The organism is Pseudomonas syringae (assembly GCF_002157375.1).
GTDB classification, from domain to species: domain Bacteria; phylum Pseudomonadota; class Gammaproteobacteria; order Pseudomonadales; family Pseudomonadaceae; genus Aquipseudomonas; species Aquipseudomonas syringae_T.
Genome location: NZ_MTSA01000004.1, coordinates 94,728 through 110,431, shown reverse-complemented (window position 1 = coordinate 110,431; position 15,704 = coordinate 94,728). Strand labels below are relative to the sequence as shown.

The window sequence follows — 15,704 nt, the reverse complement described above, 5'->3', positions numbered from 1 at the left end:
CGCCGCTGATCAGTGGAACAAGGTGAACAGGCCTTTGCCGCCCACCTTGTAATTGAGGTGGCGGGCACGCTCGCCTTTGACCTCGGCATTCGGGCCACTGACAATTGTGTAGGGCGCGACAGGTTTGGACACCACGCTGTTGCCGCCGACCACCGCGCCCTCGCCGATGTCAGCACCGAACGAGAGCAGGGCACGGCTGCAGATCCACGCGTAGTCGCCAATCAGCACCGGCCCGCCAACGGCCCAGAACTCGGGTTCGTTGAGGTCGTGGCCACCGGCGATGATCAACACATGCGAGGCGATGGTGACATGGTCGCCGATGACCAGCCCGCCGCGTGCATCCAGCTGGCAGTGCCAGCCCACCGTGGTGTCGTTGCCGATGCGCAGGCTGTCGACGCCCAGCACCTCGGTGTTGCGCCAGACGGTCGAACCCTTGCCGATCTTCGCGCCACCGATGCGCAGCCAGAGCAGGCGCAGGGTGTGGCTGGGGATCTTGCAGATCAGGATGTTGTAAGCCTGCTCCCAGGTGCGCAGCATGCGGTCCCGCAGGGTCGGCCAGTTGATCCCGTAAAGCGGAATCAGCGCGCCGAGGGTTTCACTGGCCAACAGCTTGTAGAAGCGTCGTGCCAGCGGGTTCTCTATTCGCGGTTCGATGTCCAGGTAGCAGATGAACGACAGGGTTCGCTCCTTGATGCGCGTCTCGAAGCACACTTCGTTGTCGAGCATCCACTGGTAGGCGGCTTCGAGCTCTTCAAGTGGCACAGCCATCTTGCGGGCGTAGTCGGGCAACGCCTCTCTGAGGTTGTGCGAATGCAGCATGCGATGTTTCATACGGAGGTTTCCGGCTCGGGTGAGGCAACAGGGTATCGACGGGACTTGGCGGTGTTGGCACGCAGGCGTCTGGTTTCATGCAGGCTGATGCCGACAAACAGCCAGAACAGGGCGGCCAGCACGCTGGTAAAACTGAAATAGTGGTCAAACAGGCCGCTGAACAGCGCCGACAGCACGCCGATCATGCACCCCAGCGCAATAGCGTTATCGTGGGTCAGGACGATTCCGCCCGCCTCGGGGCGCACTTCTTTCCACCAACTGACGGTGACGGCAATGAACAGCAGCATGCCGGGCAGTCCGATCTTGTAGATGAAATTCAACCACAGGTTGGAAATACCGAATTGTGTATAGCCCAGCACGGGCGGATCGGTCTTGAAGCCGATACCGAACGGGAAGGTCGCCATCGCGTCCGGGAAGTGGCTGTATTCAAGGAAGCGAATCGCGGTGCTGACGTCGTCATGACTGAACAGGCCCATCAGCCGCTCTTGCAGCGGCGGATAGAACATCAGCAGCACGACGCCGGCAATCATGCCGCCCATCAGCAGCCGTCCAAGGTGCGGGACACGCCTGCGCGCCATCCACAGCATCACCGCCACCAGGCTTACCAGCGCGCCGCGTGATCCGGTCAGCAGCAGGCCGATGGCGCCCAGCACCGCCACGGCCAGCCCCAGCTTGCGCGCCGCGCCGCTGCGGGTCATGCCGAAACAGAACGCCAGAGGCAGCAACATCGCCAAGGCGCCGCCCGCCACGTTGGGGTGCATCCACGGCGAGCCCATGCGGCTGGCAAACGATTGCAGGCTTTCGTTCAGGGTATCGGCGCCGCTGTAACCCAGGCTGCCCAGAATCGGGATGATCGCCGTTCCCGAGCCTTTGGTGATATAGAGCGAGATCGACAGCAGCAGTAACAGCAGTGTCCCGCCAAGCAGCGCAATGACCAGGCTTTCCAGCGTCTTGAGGTCGGTCAGCAGGCGCGGGACCAGAAACAGGATCGACAGGTTGAACAGCCAGCGGACCCAGTTGACCGGCCCGTTGCCCTCGGCGATGACGGTCAACTGTCCGACCAGAAACGGAAAGGCACTGAACAGCATCAACGCCACCAGCAGCCGTTCGGTGCGGAGCATGGCGGGCACTTTGTGTTGTTCGTGAAAAACCCCCTGCAGCAGGTAGCTGGCCCAGGTCAGCATGATCAACGCTTCGGACACCGTGGTCCGGATGCCGATCTGAACCGTGGAATAAGGCAGAACGGTCCCGATGAAACCGAACAGCAGCAGCCCGAGCACCGGGCGGCGCATCACGGTCACTACCGCGGCGATTCCCAGGACGGCCATCAGTACCAGAGGTATCGGCAACAGCCAGATCATTACTCCGAACAGCAGGCTGATCAGCAACCCGACGGGCATGGCCAATGGCATCAGCGCAGCTCCTCCAGCGTGGCGTGTACGCGTTCGCAAAACGCTTTCAACTGATAGCGAGCCGTCCAGTCCCTCGCGACGGCGGGGTCCTCTTCCGGTGCATGGGACAGCGTGCCCATCAGCCGGATCAGGTTGCCGCTGTCATCAGGCGAAAAGCGCGGGCTGTCGGGCGGGGCGACCTCGTCCAGCGATGAACCCGTGGCCACGGCGACCGGTGTACCCACGTTCAGCGCCTCGATCACCGGCAGCCCGAAACCTTCGCTTCGGGACGGCTGCCAGAGCCGCTCGGCGTTTTTGTAGATCGCGTGCAATTCGGCGTCGCTGAGACCGGTCAGCACATGCAGGCCCGGCAATTGACGCTGGGCTTCGGTCAACGGCTCATCGCCACCTACCAGCACCAGCTCCGGGGTGTCGACGAACTGCATGCGCGCCGTCTGCCAGGCGTCCACGAACCATTTGATATTCTTGCGCGGCTCGCGGGTGCCCACGCACAGCCAATAACGCGCGGGTAATCGCAACGGACTGACATCGGCCGGTTCGCCTTCGAAGCGCTCCACCAGCAAAGGCACCACCCGCAGCTTGTCCTTGATGCGCGGGAACAGGCGCGCCGCTTCGTTGGCGGTAAATTGCGACGGCACCCAGATCTGATCGGCGACCCTGAGCGACCAGACAATCGACAGGTAATCGGTGAAGCGGTAAATCCGGGCTTTCAGGCGTGACCCGTGATTGTTCTGCTGAGTCAGCTGGAACAGGTCGTGCAATTGCAGCACGTAGCGCATGCCGGCCGGTTTTCGGCCCAGTGGCAGGCCCATGTTGATGTTCGCGACGTAGACCTCGATCCCCGCATCGCGCAGGGCGCCAGGCAGGTACGCGCCTTCGAATCGCACCCGGTCCGGCAGGCGATGCACCGAGTCCAGCGGCGTGGCCCAGCGCGGGGCATGCATCAGGCGGCGCACGGGATGATCGTAAGGCGCGACGCCGAACAATTGCAGTTGCACGTCCGGATGTTCGCGGAAAGCCTTCTCCAGGGCGAAATTCTGGCGGCCGATGCCGCTGGTGGGGTAACCGGCGGCCGCGCGGTAGTCGAGTCCTATACGCATGAGCGCGATCCTTGCTTGGGGGGCGAAAAGCGGGTGTAGATCACTTCCAGTTGAGCCGCCGAAACAGACCAGTCGTGCCGGGTACGCACGTAAACGCGGCCCGCCTCGCCGATCTGGTCGAGCCGCAACGGCTTGTCGGCGTATTCGACGATCAGCGTGGCCAGTCCGGCAGCGTCTTCGCTGCCCAGATAATGCTCGCCGTTGGTGACCGACAGCCCTGAGACACCTTGCGCGGTGGTCACCACCGGCAGCCCGGCCGCCATCGCTTCCAGCGTCTTGAGCTTGGAGCCGCCCCCTTGGCGCAAGGGGGCGAAAAACAGCGAGGCGGTCGCCTGCAGCGCGCGCAGGTCCGGCACGAAACCCAGCCATTCGATACGCGGATCGGGCCAGCGCTCGCGCCAGGCTTCAGGCATACCGAAACCGCCGATGGCAAAGCGTATTTGCGGTGCCTGAGCCCATACCTTGGGCATGATCTCGTCCAGCGCCCATTCGATGGCGTCGACGTTGGGGCCGTATTCATAGTTGCCGATGAACAGCAGGCGATGGCTGTTCCGGTCGGCCTTCACGCTGGCGTAGTAGCCGCAATCGACACTGTTGACGACATAGGACGTGGCCCTGCCGCTCAGGCGCGAAAGCACCTTGGCGTCGTTCTCGGTGACCGCGATCAACTCGCCGGTCTGGCGAAATACGCGGGTTTCCCAGCGTCGATAGCGCCAGCGATCATACACGGCGAAGGCACTGGCCCAGCGCGGCAGGCGGTCGTAGCTGGCAGCGCCCAGGTCGGACTCGACATTGTGCTCGGTGAGCACGAACGGCTTGCCCGAGCGTTTGAGTGCGCGTTCGAAGGGCTGAAAAGAATACGTGTGTTGCAACTGGATAATGTCCCAGTCTTCCTCAAGCAGTTGCTCGAAAGCCTTTTCCAGCGTCGGGGCGTAACCGTTGATGCTGGCGAGCATCGGCGCCGGCGAAAACGCCACGGCCAGCAGGGTGCGCAGACTGAGCAGCGGGCGGCGATCAATCACGATCAGACGCTCCAGCCAGGGTTCGAGCGCAGAACGCGATTCATCATCCAGCGCGGTCTTGGACTGTACCAGCAGGGTAATGCGGTGACCTCTGGCGGCCAGGTTGCGCAGCAGATGATATTCCCGGGTCTTGCCGCCGCTGGTGGTCGGCCACGGCAGGTAAGGGAGCGTCCACAGAATTCGCATGCTCAGGGTTTCCATTCCAGAATTTGCAGAGTCGGCTTCAGCAGCAGCGTGATGCCCTGGCTGCCTGACAGCGGGGCGCGGCTGCCGGTCAGCGGGTCATGCACGACCGCATCGGTGATGCCCGGAAAATTCAGCGACGTGCCGGTGGCGCTCCAAAACATCAGCAGGCGGGTGCCATCGTCCTTGCTCCACGGCACGGCATAGAGGTCGCCCGGTGTCCGGCTCACTTCCGGCATTTGCGCAGGTTGCAGGCGAGGGCCGGTAATTCTCAGGAAATTCTGCAGTGCCGTATAGACCGGTTTTGGCTCGGCTTGCAGGTCCAGCAGCCCATAACCTTGATCGCGGGCCGAGGCCCGTTCGTCGAGATCGCTCAGGTTGAAAAGAAAGATGCGCTGAAAATCCATCGCGCTCATCAGTGCCAGGCGCCGCAACGTGTAATCGGCCTGGCCGGAAGTGCCGATCAGGTGCTGCATCTCCACCGGGCCGGCATAGCTCGACCAGCCCCATTCAGTGGCCCACACCTGCTTTACGCCATTGCTGTGCAGCAGGGTGTTCATGGCGTTGGCGCGCACCAGAAAATCCCGGTCCGCGACCGAGTCGCCTTCCGGGTACTCGGAATAGGGGTGATAGGCAGCGACGATATTCTGTTGGCCCAAACCATTGTCGATCAGCGTCTGCAGCATGTAGCCGGAAGTGCTGTGCATCTGACTGTAATAGGCCATGCCTGCGGTGGCGATGGCCTTGTCCGGCAGGGCTGCGCGAATCGCATTGGCCGTCGTGGTGAGCAAACGGCCATAGGCGGCGGGGTCTTCCTTGGGCAGCCAGATGATGTTCGGCTCGTTCCAGACCTGCCAGGTGTTGACCTGCGGATAACGCTGGGCCAGGGCGGTCATGCGTGCGGCAAAGACGTTGAAATCCTTGGGCGGATACTGGTCGCGGCTCCGGGCCTCGGCCGGCGCGCTGCTGGCAAACGAGGCCGAACCGACCAGGTACGCCAACGTGTCGTAGTTACGCGCCTTGATTGCCGACATGGCCGCATCCAGTTCGGTCAGGGCGTACTGATCCTTTTGCGGTTCGATGATCGGCCAGTGAATGGTCAGCCGCACCCGGTTCAGGCCCAGTTCGTCCAGACGATTCATCTGTTGCTGATAGATGTCCGGCGCAAAGTACTGAAACTGTACGTTGACACCCAGGAAGTCCTTCCAGACAACGTCGCGGGGCGGGTTCAGAACCGTTGCTGCCTGAGTGACACCGCTGAAGGCGGCGGCTATCAGCGCGAGGGTGAAGGCCTTGAATCTGGATGAACGCTGCATGTCACGTTTCCTCACAGGCTTGGCGGAAAACATCCCGGAAATGTTCGGCGGTGTGACTCCAGACCCTGGCCTTGCCCATGTCAGAGGCGCTTGCAGCCCATTGCCTGATCAGGTCGGGCGACGCGCAGACTCGCGCCAGCGCGGCAGAAAGGCCTTCGACGTCGCCCTGAGGATAAATCGTTCCGTTACCGTGCGAGACCTCTTCGGCAAACGAGCGCGCATCCGAGGTGATCACGCCTCTGCCGCAGGCCACCGCCCACGACAGTGCGCCGCTGGTGCCACGCAGCTTGCCGAGAATCTTCAGTTTGCTCGATTCGCGGTAGGGCAGAACCATCACATGATGGGCCTGAATGACCTGCGGAATCTGCTCGGCAGGCAGGTCCAGTTGCCAGTCGATCAGGTCGACCAGCCCCAGATGGCGAATGCGCGTGCGCAGTTGCTCCAGGTAACTGCCGGACGGGCCGAACGCCATTTCCGGTTCGCTGCCGCCCGCCAGGGTCAGGCGTACCGTTGAACGCAGTGCGGGCTGGGAGGTGAACACCTCGGCCAGCGCCTCCAGCAGGTCTTCGATGCCCTTGCCACGATAAATGAAACCGAAATACAGCAGGCGTAACGGCTTCATGGGCGGCAATGGGGCCGGCTCGATGGCCACGTTGCCGTGATTGATCACCACCATTTGCGCCGGTGTGAGGCCCATGCGCTGGCGCAGGCTCTGGCTGCCGGCCTGAGTCAGGGTGACAAGGCGGGTCATGTGCCGCGCCAGTTGCCGCTCTTCGTGCAGGCACAGCGGGTCGGCCAGCACCGTCGCAATTTCCGGCAGAGGCGAGCGCATGCCGCTGGCCATCGACAATGGCCAAGGGAGCTTCTCGCGGCGCCAGACCAGCCGTTCGGGGTCGTGGACGGTAGCGGTCAGCGGCAGCTTCGGAAAGCGTTTGCGCAGCGCGCGCAATGCCTGAAACTCCGCCAGTCTGCCTCCCCCCAGTTCGGCGTGAACCAGATCGATGCCGCTCCAGTCCGTGTCGGCCACCCGTTGCGCTGCCGCACGCGGGTCGTTGCCGACCCCTTGCAGCGGCGTGCTGACCTGCAACCCGAGGCCTTCAAGCGCCTGGCGCAGATGCCCGGCATAATCAGCAATGCCGTTCTGCTCGGGTGGCAACGGTGCCAGCAGGGCGATTCGCATCAGCCTCGACTCCCGAACCGCTTGAGGAACTTGAGAACCCGCTCCGGCACTTCGAAACGACGGCGGTTGACGATGATGCCGTCGACCTTCTTGAAGGCGGTATTGAGGTTGTTCAGTGTGTCCTCAAGCATCGGCACGGTGGTTTCTTCGGCGCGCACCACCAGCACGATCAGGTCGGCCTTGCGCAGCAGGACGAAGGCGTCCTGATTGGCAGACAGCGCCGAGGCGTTGATCAGCACGATTTCACCGGGGCTGGCCGGGCCGCGGCCTTCGGTACGAACCCGATGGCCCTGTTCGGTCAGCAACGTGCTCAGCCGCTCGATCACAAAGCCCACGCCCGCGCCGGACTTGACCGACGTAAAGCCCAGCGTCAGACCCTGCCCGTCGACCTGGTCCAGCGGCAGGATGCCGTACACCCGATGCAGATTGGAGGTAAACGCCGCGCTGCGTTCCTGAGCGCGCTCCAGATCCGGCAGGCTGGTCCAGACCGGAACGCCAAAGCTGCTTTCGATCTTGTCGCCGTCGTGAATGCGTTGATCCAGCAAGTAAAAGAAGTACAGCGCCAGGGCACCCACCACCACGCTCAACGGAAACGCCAGAAGCAGCATCAGCAGGCTTTTCGGAAAGACCCGGCTGGGGTTGAACGTCGCGTCTTCGATGGTGGCGATGTTGCTGATCTGGCTGTTGTCCAGCTCACGGTCGATGCGTGATTTTTCCAGGCTGTCCTTGTACAGCGCATAGCTCTTTTCAGCGGCGTCCAGCTCGTTCTGCAGGCGCGAAAGCTCCGGTTCCAGGTTCAAGGCCTGCTGGCGGTCACTTTCCAGTTGGGCGATCTGCGTGTTTTGCTGGGCAAGCTGGGTTTGCAGGCGCGCGTAGCTGGTCTGCTGATCGGCGTAGACGTTCTGCATGCGGTTGTAAATCGGGTTGGGCGTGATGCTTTCGGAGCGCTGAACGGTCGCGTCCTGGCCGTTGAGCAGCTTCTTGAGGTTCTCGATTTCCTCATTGATGGCCCGGATCGGTGGTGCCTGCTCCTTGAACGAACGGAGCATTTCCTGGCGCTCCACTTCCTTGCCGTTGATACGGTTCTGCAAGTCCTGGCGATTGGGGTTGAGCGCCAGCTCGCGCCCGGCTGAAACAGTCTTGGGTTGTTCGGCCAGTTGTTTTTTCAACAGGTCCAGGCCGGCCTTGGTCGAGGCGATGGAGCGGGTGGTGTTGTTGCGTTCGGTGCGCAGATCGTTGAGCCCCTGGGAGGTGTCGGCCAGACGCTGGGAAATACTAACTGCGCTGAGCTGGTTCAGGTAGTTCTGAATCTGCTTCTTGTACTCGATGATGTTTTCGCCGGTCGTCTTCACTTCCGCTTCATAGAAAGCGTACAGGCTGACGCGGCCCAGGGTTTTGGTGCGCTGCGACTGGTATTCTTCGATCCACGTCTTGAGCACAGTCTGTGCTGTGGCGGGGTCGTTCCAGGTGAAGGTCAGTTCCATCACCGAGGAACCCGGCTCATGGCGGACCTTGAAGTTCTTCTCCAGGTCTTCGGCCAGTCGCTCGGCCTGCGAGCGGTGTTCCACCAGGCCGATAAATTGCAGGACGCTGCGCACGCCGTTGACGACGCCGCCGACCACCGCCTTGATGCCGTTCTTCACCGACGCCAGAACGCCGGTTTCAGGTGGCGCCATCGACAGCTCGGCCAGGTACTTCTCGGACACTGCACGCATGATCGGCCGGCCGCTCAGCATGCGTTCCTCGTCGAGCAGCGGGTCACGCAGACCGCTCGGTATCACGATGGCCTGGCGGTCGGACAATTCGATCGGCACGGTGCTGCTGTCGCGGCCCGGTTTGACCAGCAGCAGGGCCGTCGATTCGTAGCGGTTGGGCAGCAGAAAGGCGCCCAGCAGAATGATGACGAAGGTCGCCAGCACGGTAATCTTGACTTCGCGCTTGAAGATGAAAAACAGGCGCAGCAGGTCGCGGAATGAGCGGATGTTGATCATGTCTGTTTCCCTGACAATTAATTGTTGTTGCGCAACTCGTAGTTCATGCCCAGGCCGATCGACTTCGCGAAGGGAATCAGCTGGTTGAAGTACAGGGAGACGCCGTCAACCTTGTTGCCGACCGTTGATTTGGGAACAAACACGATATCGCCGCGTTTCAACAGGACCGGTGCCGTGGGGCCTCCGGCCTCTGCCCAGAGAAACTTGCTGTAGTCGAAAAAGTAGGTCTTGTAGAGCCCGTTCTCTTCCTGGCGCAGCAGCGCCACCTGGCCGGCATCTGCGTCCAGTGCGACACCGCCTGCCCCCATTATTGCCTGATTGAGATTGGTGGCCACGTTGATCGGCAGCGTGACCGAGTTGCGCACGGCACCGCCCACGAACACCGTGTTGCCCGGCGACTGGGAAATGTTGATGGTCAACGCCGTCTCGCGGTAAACCGTCTGCAGCTTGCTTTCCAGAAGGTCGTTCAACTGCTGGAGCGTCAGACCGGCTGCTTTCACCGTGCCGATGTACGGGTAGGAAAAGGTGCCGTCGTTGAGCACCTGAAACAGGGTCAATTCATAGATGGAGTTGGCCGTGAACGCCGAGATCGACGGTGCCTCGCCACTGTTGCGCACAATGCGCAGCGTGTCGCCAGGGCGAATGCGTTCCGGCGGCAGCGGTTTGCCCGCCAGCGCCCGCCCGGCCGCCTGGCCGGCCTCGATTTGCGCACGGTCGTCGGGCAAGCCCACCCTTGAAGGGGTGTTGCACGCACTCACCAGTAATAGGCTGGCGATCAGCATCAGGCTGCGCATTGGTCCTGAACTCCTGTCATGCACAAATACGGCTCCCTTACGGGTAATAAATTCATGGTGGCGGGTACTGCCTTTTCTGGTGTGTCGCGGTTCAGAACCAGTTAATCGTTACGGCCTTCAAGTGTTGCTCAAAGTGTTGCTCAGCCTTTCACGGCTTTTTCCGGCGCTCGGCCGTAAATATCGGTAAAGCGCACAATGTCGTCCTCGCCCAGGTATTCGCCGCTCTGGACTTCGATCATCACCAGGTCGATGACTCCCGGATTCACCAGGCGGTGGGTGAAGCCCGGTTTGATGAACGTCGATTCGTTGGTGTCGAGCATGAATTCCCGCTCGCCGTTGGTCACGGTCGCCATGCCGCTGACGACGATCCAGTGTTCGCTGCGGTGGTGATGCATCTGCAACGACAGCGATGCCTGAGGGCGCACCACAATGCGTTTGATCTTGAAGCGCTTGCCTTCTTCAAGCACCGTGTAAGTGCCCCACGGGCGGGTGACTGTGCGGTGCAGCCGGTAGGCATCATGGCCTTGGCGCTTGAGTTCCTGAGCGATGATCTTGACGTCCTGACTGCGATTGCCGTCTGCAATCAACAGCGCGTCGGGGGTGTCGATAATGATCAGGTTGTCGAGGCCGACAGCGCCCACCAGTCGTTTGCGCGAATCGATGTAGCAGTTGGTGACGTCATGCAGCACGGTTTCGCCGTTGCAATAATTGCCCTGGGCGTCGACCGGTGACAGCTCGCGCACGGCCTGCCACGAACCGATGTCGCTCCAGCCCAATTGGCAGGGCACCACGGCCACTTTGTCGGAGCGCTCCATCAGCGCGTAGTCGATGGAGATGTCGGGCGTCAGCGCAAACGAATCGCTGTCCAGCTCGATCTGCAGTTCACGCTCGCCTTCCTTGCGCTGGCTTGACGCCAGACAGGCACTGACGGCGTTGAGCACCTCGGGGGCATGGGTGCGAAGTTCACGCAGCACCGCATCGGCGCGCATGCAGAACATGCCGGCATTCCAGAAGTGCAGACCACCATCGATATAAGCCTGGGCAGTGATTGCGTCGGGTTTTTCGACGAAGCGGGCGACCTGACAGGCGTCGCCGCCGAGTGCCGGGCCTTTCTCGATGTAACCGAAACCGGTCTCCGGTGCCGTGGGCAGAATGCCGAACGTGACCAGCCAGCCTTCAGCCGCCAGTGCCTGCGCCGCAGCCACGGCGCGGGCGAACGCCGCAACGTCGGTAATCAGATGATCTGCGGGCAGCACCAGCAATTGCGCATCGTCGCCGTACAACTGGCTGACATGCAGTGCCGCCGCCGCTACCGCAGCGGCGGTGTTGCGGCCGAACGGTTCAAGAATGAAGTCCAGGCGTGCCTTGCCTTTGTTCAACTGCCTGTAGTCATCGACCGTGCGGAAATACACTTCGCGGTTGGTGACCGTCAGCAGGCGGTCAACTCCAGGCAGGCCGACTGCGCGCAGAAATGTCTTCTGCAGCAGGCTTTCGCCATCGGGAAGGCGCATGAACGGCTTGGGCATGGCTTCCCGCGAGACGGGCCACAGGCGGGTGCCGGAGCCACCGGCAATGATGCAGGGAATGAGAGTGCTCATCAGTAAGCCTCGCGTGTGAAAAGCACTGCAGGCACAGTGCGCATGAGGATGTACAGGTCGAACCAGACGGACCAGTTTTCTATGTACTCAAGATCGAACTCGACGCGTTTTTCGATTTTTTCCACGGTGTCTGTTTCACCACGATAGCCGTTGATCTGCGCCAGCCCGGTAATTCCGGGTTTGACGCGATGCCGCGACGTGTACTCCTTCACCGCTTGCTCGAACAGGATTCCAGCCGCTTTGGTCGCCGTCGCATGCGGACGCGGCCCGACCATCGACATGCTGCCTGCCGCCACGTTGAACAATTGCGGCAGTTCATCAAGGCTGGTCTTGCGAATGAAGCGCCCGACCCGCGTGATTCTCGCGTCGCCACGGGTGGTTTGTTGCTCGGCCGTGGCATCGGCCTGGTGCTGGTGCATGGAGCGGAACTTGAAGACTTCGATCAGGCGATTGTTGTAGCCATAACGCTTCTGGCGGAAAAACACCGGCCCTGGCGAATCAAGCTTGATGGCCAGCGCGACCAGCAGCATGACCGGCGACAGCGCCAGCAGGGCCAGCGACGACAGGACAATATCTTCGGCCCGCTTGATGAACGGCGACCAACCGTTGAGTGGCACATCCGAGGCATTGAACATCGGCAGCCGGGCAACTTCGGTGATGCGGTTGTGGGTGTGCCGGAAGGCAATCATGTCTGGCACCAGCAACACGTTGACCGGCAGCCTGCGCAGTTCGCGGATGATGTAGTCCATGCGGTTTTCCGCCGTCCAGGGCAGGGCAACCAGCACCTGGGTCACTTTTTCTTCGCGAATCAGCCGCTCCAGATCGCTGGTGTTGCCCAGCATGGGAAGGTTGGCCACGGTCTTGGGCAGACGCCCGATGCGGTCATCGATAAAACCGGTCACGCCCGAGCGAATGTCCTGATGTTCAAGCAGGTATTCGGCCAGACGTTGCCCGTTCTCGGTGGCGCCCAGAATCACCGCGTGTTGCAGGAAGATGCCTTTGCGCATCTGACGTTTGAACAGTGTCAGCAGCATCAGGCGAATGACGCCGAACAGCGCAAGGCTGGTCAGGTACCAGATCAGCAGTTCTTCATTGGAGAGATAGCCGAACAGGCCCATCGCCTGCTGCATGAACAGCAACAGCCCGAAGGCGGCAGTCCAGGCGATTGCCATGGCACGCATGCGTAAATCGTTACTGAACAGGGCTTCCGAATAGACCCCCATAGCCTGAAACACCAGCACGCCGACACACCCGAAAAACAGCAGCATGGTCAGGTAGGTCTGCGGCGTTTCCAGGCCGCTGTCCTTCATGAGCAGCATGATCACCAGCCCTGGCAGAATGCAGGCGATGCCGTGGGCCAGTCGAATGCCGAAGAGAAAGTATTCGACCAGACTGGTACGGGTGAGCGAAAGACTGTCGACTGGCTGCAACCTCATAAAGCTCCCTTACTCCCTGTAGGCGTCAGAATCCCGCTGATTCTGTACGTACTCCGACGGTATGCGTGCAGTTTCAAAATAAGTATCTCTTTGCCATCACTGCTCCAGCTTAGCCAGTTGCCGGAGGTTGCGATGAGGGATTCGGACTGTCTTTTGTGAATATCACTTTAGATATGTCGTCCGTTTCCGAATTTTATTTAAGACTTTTCAGTGATTTGTAGATGAAACTCCCTTCAAACGGATGGTTATGTTGTCAGTAAAGCTCATGAAACAAATAATGCCGTAACAAAATGGTCCCGGTTCAGACGCAATGCGTGAGGCGCAGGCCTTGAACACGGGTTCTGGCCAGCGATAGCAAGGTGCCTGCGCTTTTTCACCAGGCTGGAAAATTTTCCGAAACCGACCGGCTTTTTCGCATTGTCCGGGGTCACAGTCATGCGTCGGACAAAATGTATCCGGGCGCACAGGTGCAAAAGAGCGTCGCTCAGAAGCTTTAATCCGGACGGTTGTTCGGCAGGGGAGGTGTCATGACACAACGCAGGGCAATGCTCATTCTTCACGGCAAGCAGGCGCTCAACGAAGACGTGCGCGATGCGGTCGCAGACAAGCGCAAGCAGGGTTGGGAGCTGGACGTGCGAGTGACCTGGGAGGCGGGTGATGCCCAGCGCCTGGTCGACGAAGCACTGGCTGCCGGGCATCGGCATATTGTGGCTGGCGGTGGCGACGGTACGCTTCGTGATATCGCCGAGGCGCTGGCGCTGGCTGACATCAAGGCCAGCCTGACCATTCTGCCTTTGGGCACTGCCAATGATTTCGCCCGCGCCGCCGGAGTGCCGCTTGAAGTAGCGAAGGCGCTGAAACTCATGGATGTGGAGCCCCGTGCCGTCGACCTGGGCGAGGTGGGCGGCAAGCTGTTCCTCAACATGGCGACCGGTGGTTTCGGCAGTCAAGTGACGGCCAATACGTCCGAAGACCTCAAGAAGGTGCTGGGCGGCGCAGCCTATCTGTTTACCGGCCTGACGCGCTTCAGCGAACTGCATGCTGCTCATGGCGAATTGACCGGTCCCGATTTCCATTGGCGCGGCGATCTTCTTGCGCTGGGTATTGGCAATGGTCGCCAGGCTGGCGGTGGCCACGAATTGTGCCCGACCGCGCTGGCTGATGATGGCTTGCTGGATATCAGCATCCTGCCGGCTCCCCAGGAAGTGGTCGGTACGCTCAGAAGTCTGCTGGAAGGCGGGCTCGGTTTCGACAATATGTTCATCCGCGCGCGTTTGCCGTGGGTTGAACTCAAGTCGGCTCAGGGGCTGGATATCAATCTGGACGGCGAACCATTGTCCGGCGAGGATCTGCGCTTCGAAGCACGACCGGGCGCGTTGCAGGTGCATTTACCCGCTGATTCGCCGTTGCTGAGCAGCGTGCCGGCGCTCAATCGTCCAGACTGATGATGCGCTCGCGAACGCAAAACAGCACCAGCCCGGCCACATCGTAAATCTGCAGCCGCTTCATGACCTGGGAGCGGTGGGTTTCGATGGTCTTGATGCTCAGGCTCAGGCCGCTGGCGATTTCTCGTGTCGATTTGCCGCGCACGATCAGGCGCAGGATTTCCAGCTGGCGGGCGGTGAGGTTGTACCGCTCTTTCGCCTTGATGGCCTTGTCGGATCGCGTGCCGCGCGAGGTGCGCTCGATGACGGCAGTGGCGATGGCCGGGCTCAGGTAACGCTCGCCATTGCGCAGGGCGTCCAGCGCCTGCTTCAGTTCGGCCGCTGTGGTGTCCTTGAGCAGGTAGCCACAAGCGCCCAGTTCCAGCGCACGCAGGATCATCGCCGGATCGGTGTGCATCGAAAGAACCAGAACCTTGCAATGCGGTTGCGCGCTCAGCAACTGTTCGAGTGCATCGAGACCGTCGACATTCTTCATCCAGATGTCGAGGAGAATGATGTCGGGCTGAAGGCGTTGCGCCAGGCTCGACAACTGCGAGCCGTCAGCGGCTTCGCCCACGACGGCGTAGCCCGGTATGTCTGCGACCAGCGCTCGCACGCCGGCTCTGATCAGTGAATGATCGTCGACCAGTAACAAATTGCAGGTCATGGTGGCTCTTGTGTAAATAGGCCCGCTGATGTGCGCGGGCGATCTTTCGTCAACCGTGAAGACAATGAACGGAAATGGCTGGCGTGACAACAGCACCTCAATGAAATTGCGGTGCTGCGGTCAATTCAAGAGTGTCATCAAAGGTTACCGCCGGGTGGCACCTGCCGGGGCTGGCGGTGCGGAGACGCTGGCCAGTTGCTCCAGGAGTTCATGCTGCTCGTTGCTGTCCATCGTCAATTCGCCCGTCTGCGGGTCGAGGAGTTCGACTTGCCATGAAATCAGCGTCAGGCAGTTCTTGACCGTCAACAGGGCTTCCTGTGACAGCTCGTTGGCCTGGCTGCCGGATTTCAATAGCTGGCACAGCTTGCGTGAAAACTCCGCAATGCAAGGCACCGGCGCCGCTTCCGCTTCCTGGGCCAGTGTGCGCAGGGTGGTCAGCAGGCAGCCGGTGGCATCCTCGTCGTTGGGGATCAACTCAAGGTGCGACAGACATTCTTCTGATTTGTACAGAAGTGCCTGAGACGTGCTCAGGAATTCGTCGTGTTTCTGCTGCCAATCATTGTTGCTCAGCATCCTTTATCTCCACGAATCATGGATAGCGAACTTCCGCCCGCGGCGAATGGCTGACAGTTAATGTCGATTTCACACGAAAGTCTGTAGGGCTTTTCCGAATGTTGCCGATTCCGCTCGCGTACACAGGTTGAGAAGCGGACAAAGCCGGACCCCATTCACAAAGTGAGAATTGCTTCA

At 60.9% G+C, this 15,704-nt stretch carries 13 protein-coding genes; 1 reads left to right on the top strand and 12 read right to left on the bottom strand.

What is annotated here, in order from left to right; translation table 11 throughout:
- Positions 1-9 precede the first annotated feature (9 nt).
- The 10 genes from BW686_RS05815 to BW686_RS05770 all read right to left on the bottom strand — a co-directional run bounded on the left by BW686_RS05815 (position 10) and on the right by BW686_RS05770 (position 12,863).
- The gene (locus BW686_RS05815) at positions 10-831 is read right to left on the bottom strand and encodes an acyltransferase (protein ID WP_084915284.1); all 822 of its coding nucleotides are present in this window, start codon (positions 829-831) and stop codon (positions 10-12) included.
- Entirely contained in the window at positions 828-2,243 is a 1,416-nt protein-coding gene (locus BW686_RS05810; RefSeq protein ID WP_084915281.1) for an O-antigen ligase family protein, read from the bottom strand. Before BW686_RS05810 ends, BW686_RS05815 begins: the two co-directional genes overlap by 4 nt.
- A complete protein-coding gene (locus BW686_RS05805; protein WP_084915279.1) occupies positions 2,243-3,343 on the bottom strand; it encodes a glycosyltransferase family 4 protein in 1,101 nt (366 codons plus the stop codon). Before BW686_RS05805 ends, BW686_RS05810 begins: the two co-directional genes overlap by 1 nt.
- Positions 3,334-4,551 (bottom strand): glycosyltransferase family 4 protein, encoded by a 1,218-nt coding sequence (locus tag BW686_RS05800; protein ID WP_084915277.1) that lies wholly within the window; start codon positions 4,549-4,551, stop codon positions 3,334-3,336. The genes BW686_RS05805 and BW686_RS05800 overlap by 10 nt, the downstream gene beginning before the upstream one ends.
- Positions 4,552-4,553: 2 nt before the next feature.
- On the bottom strand, positions 4,554-5,864 hold the full coding sequence (locus BW686_RS05795; RefSeq protein ID WP_084915275.1) for a cellulase family glycosylhydrolase: 1,311 nt from the start codon (positions 5,862-5,864) through the stop codon (positions 4,554-4,556).
- Position 5,865: 1 nt separating this feature from the next.
- The gene (locus tag BW686_RS05790; protein ID WP_084915273.1) at positions 5,866-7,044 is read right to left on the bottom strand and encodes a glycosyltransferase; all 1,179 of its coding nucleotides are present in this window, start codon (positions 7,042-7,044) and stop codon (positions 5,866-5,868) included.
- A complete protein-coding gene (locus BW686_RS05785) occupies positions 7,044-9,035 on the bottom strand; it encodes a GumC family protein (protein ID WP_084915271.1) in 1,992 nt (663 codons plus the stop codon). The genes BW686_RS05790 and BW686_RS05785 overlap by 1 nt, the downstream gene beginning before the upstream one ends.
- Before the next feature lie 17 nt (positions 9,036-9,052).
- Positions 9,053-9,829, bottom strand: a complete 777-nt coding sequence (locus BW686_RS05780; RefSeq protein ID WP_084915269.1) for a polysaccharide biosynthesis/export family protein — start codon at positions 9,827-9,829, stop codon at positions 9,053-9,055.
- 140 nt (positions 9,830-9,969) lie between these two features.
- Entirely contained in the window at positions 9,970-11,427 is a 1,458-nt protein-coding gene (locus BW686_RS05775) for a mannose-1-phosphate guanylyltransferase/mannose-6-phosphate isomerase (protein WP_084915267.1), read from the bottom strand.
- A complete protein-coding gene (locus BW686_RS05770) occupies positions 11,427-12,863 on the bottom strand; it encodes an undecaprenyl-phosphate glucose phosphotransferase (RefSeq protein ID WP_084915265.1) in 1,437 nt (478 codons plus the stop codon). Before BW686_RS05770 ends, BW686_RS05775 begins: the two co-directional genes overlap by 1 nt.
- Positions 12,864-13,390: 527 nt before the next feature.
- On the opposite strand from BW686_RS05770, the gene yegS reads away from it, so the two are divergent.
- Positions 13,391-14,308: a lipid kinase YegS gene (gene yegS, locus BW686_RS05765; protein WP_084915263.1), complete on the top strand. Its 918-nt coding sequence runs from the start codon at positions 13,391-13,393 to the stop codon at positions 14,306-14,308.
- On the opposite strand, the gene BW686_RS05760 is transcribed toward yegS, so the two are convergent.
- Positions 14,292-14,954, bottom strand: a complete 663-nt coding sequence (locus tag BW686_RS05760; protein WP_084915261.1) for a response regulator — start codon at positions 14,952-14,954, stop codon at positions 14,292-14,294. The genes yegS and BW686_RS05760 overlap by 17 nt on opposite strands.
- Before the next feature lie 144 nt (positions 14,955-15,098).
- Positions 15,099-15,527: a hypothetical protein gene (locus BW686_RS05755; RefSeq protein ID WP_084915259.1), complete on the bottom strand. Its 429-nt coding sequence runs from the start codon at positions 15,525-15,527 to the stop codon at positions 15,099-15,101.
- Positions 15,528-15,704 lie beyond the last annotated feature (177 nt).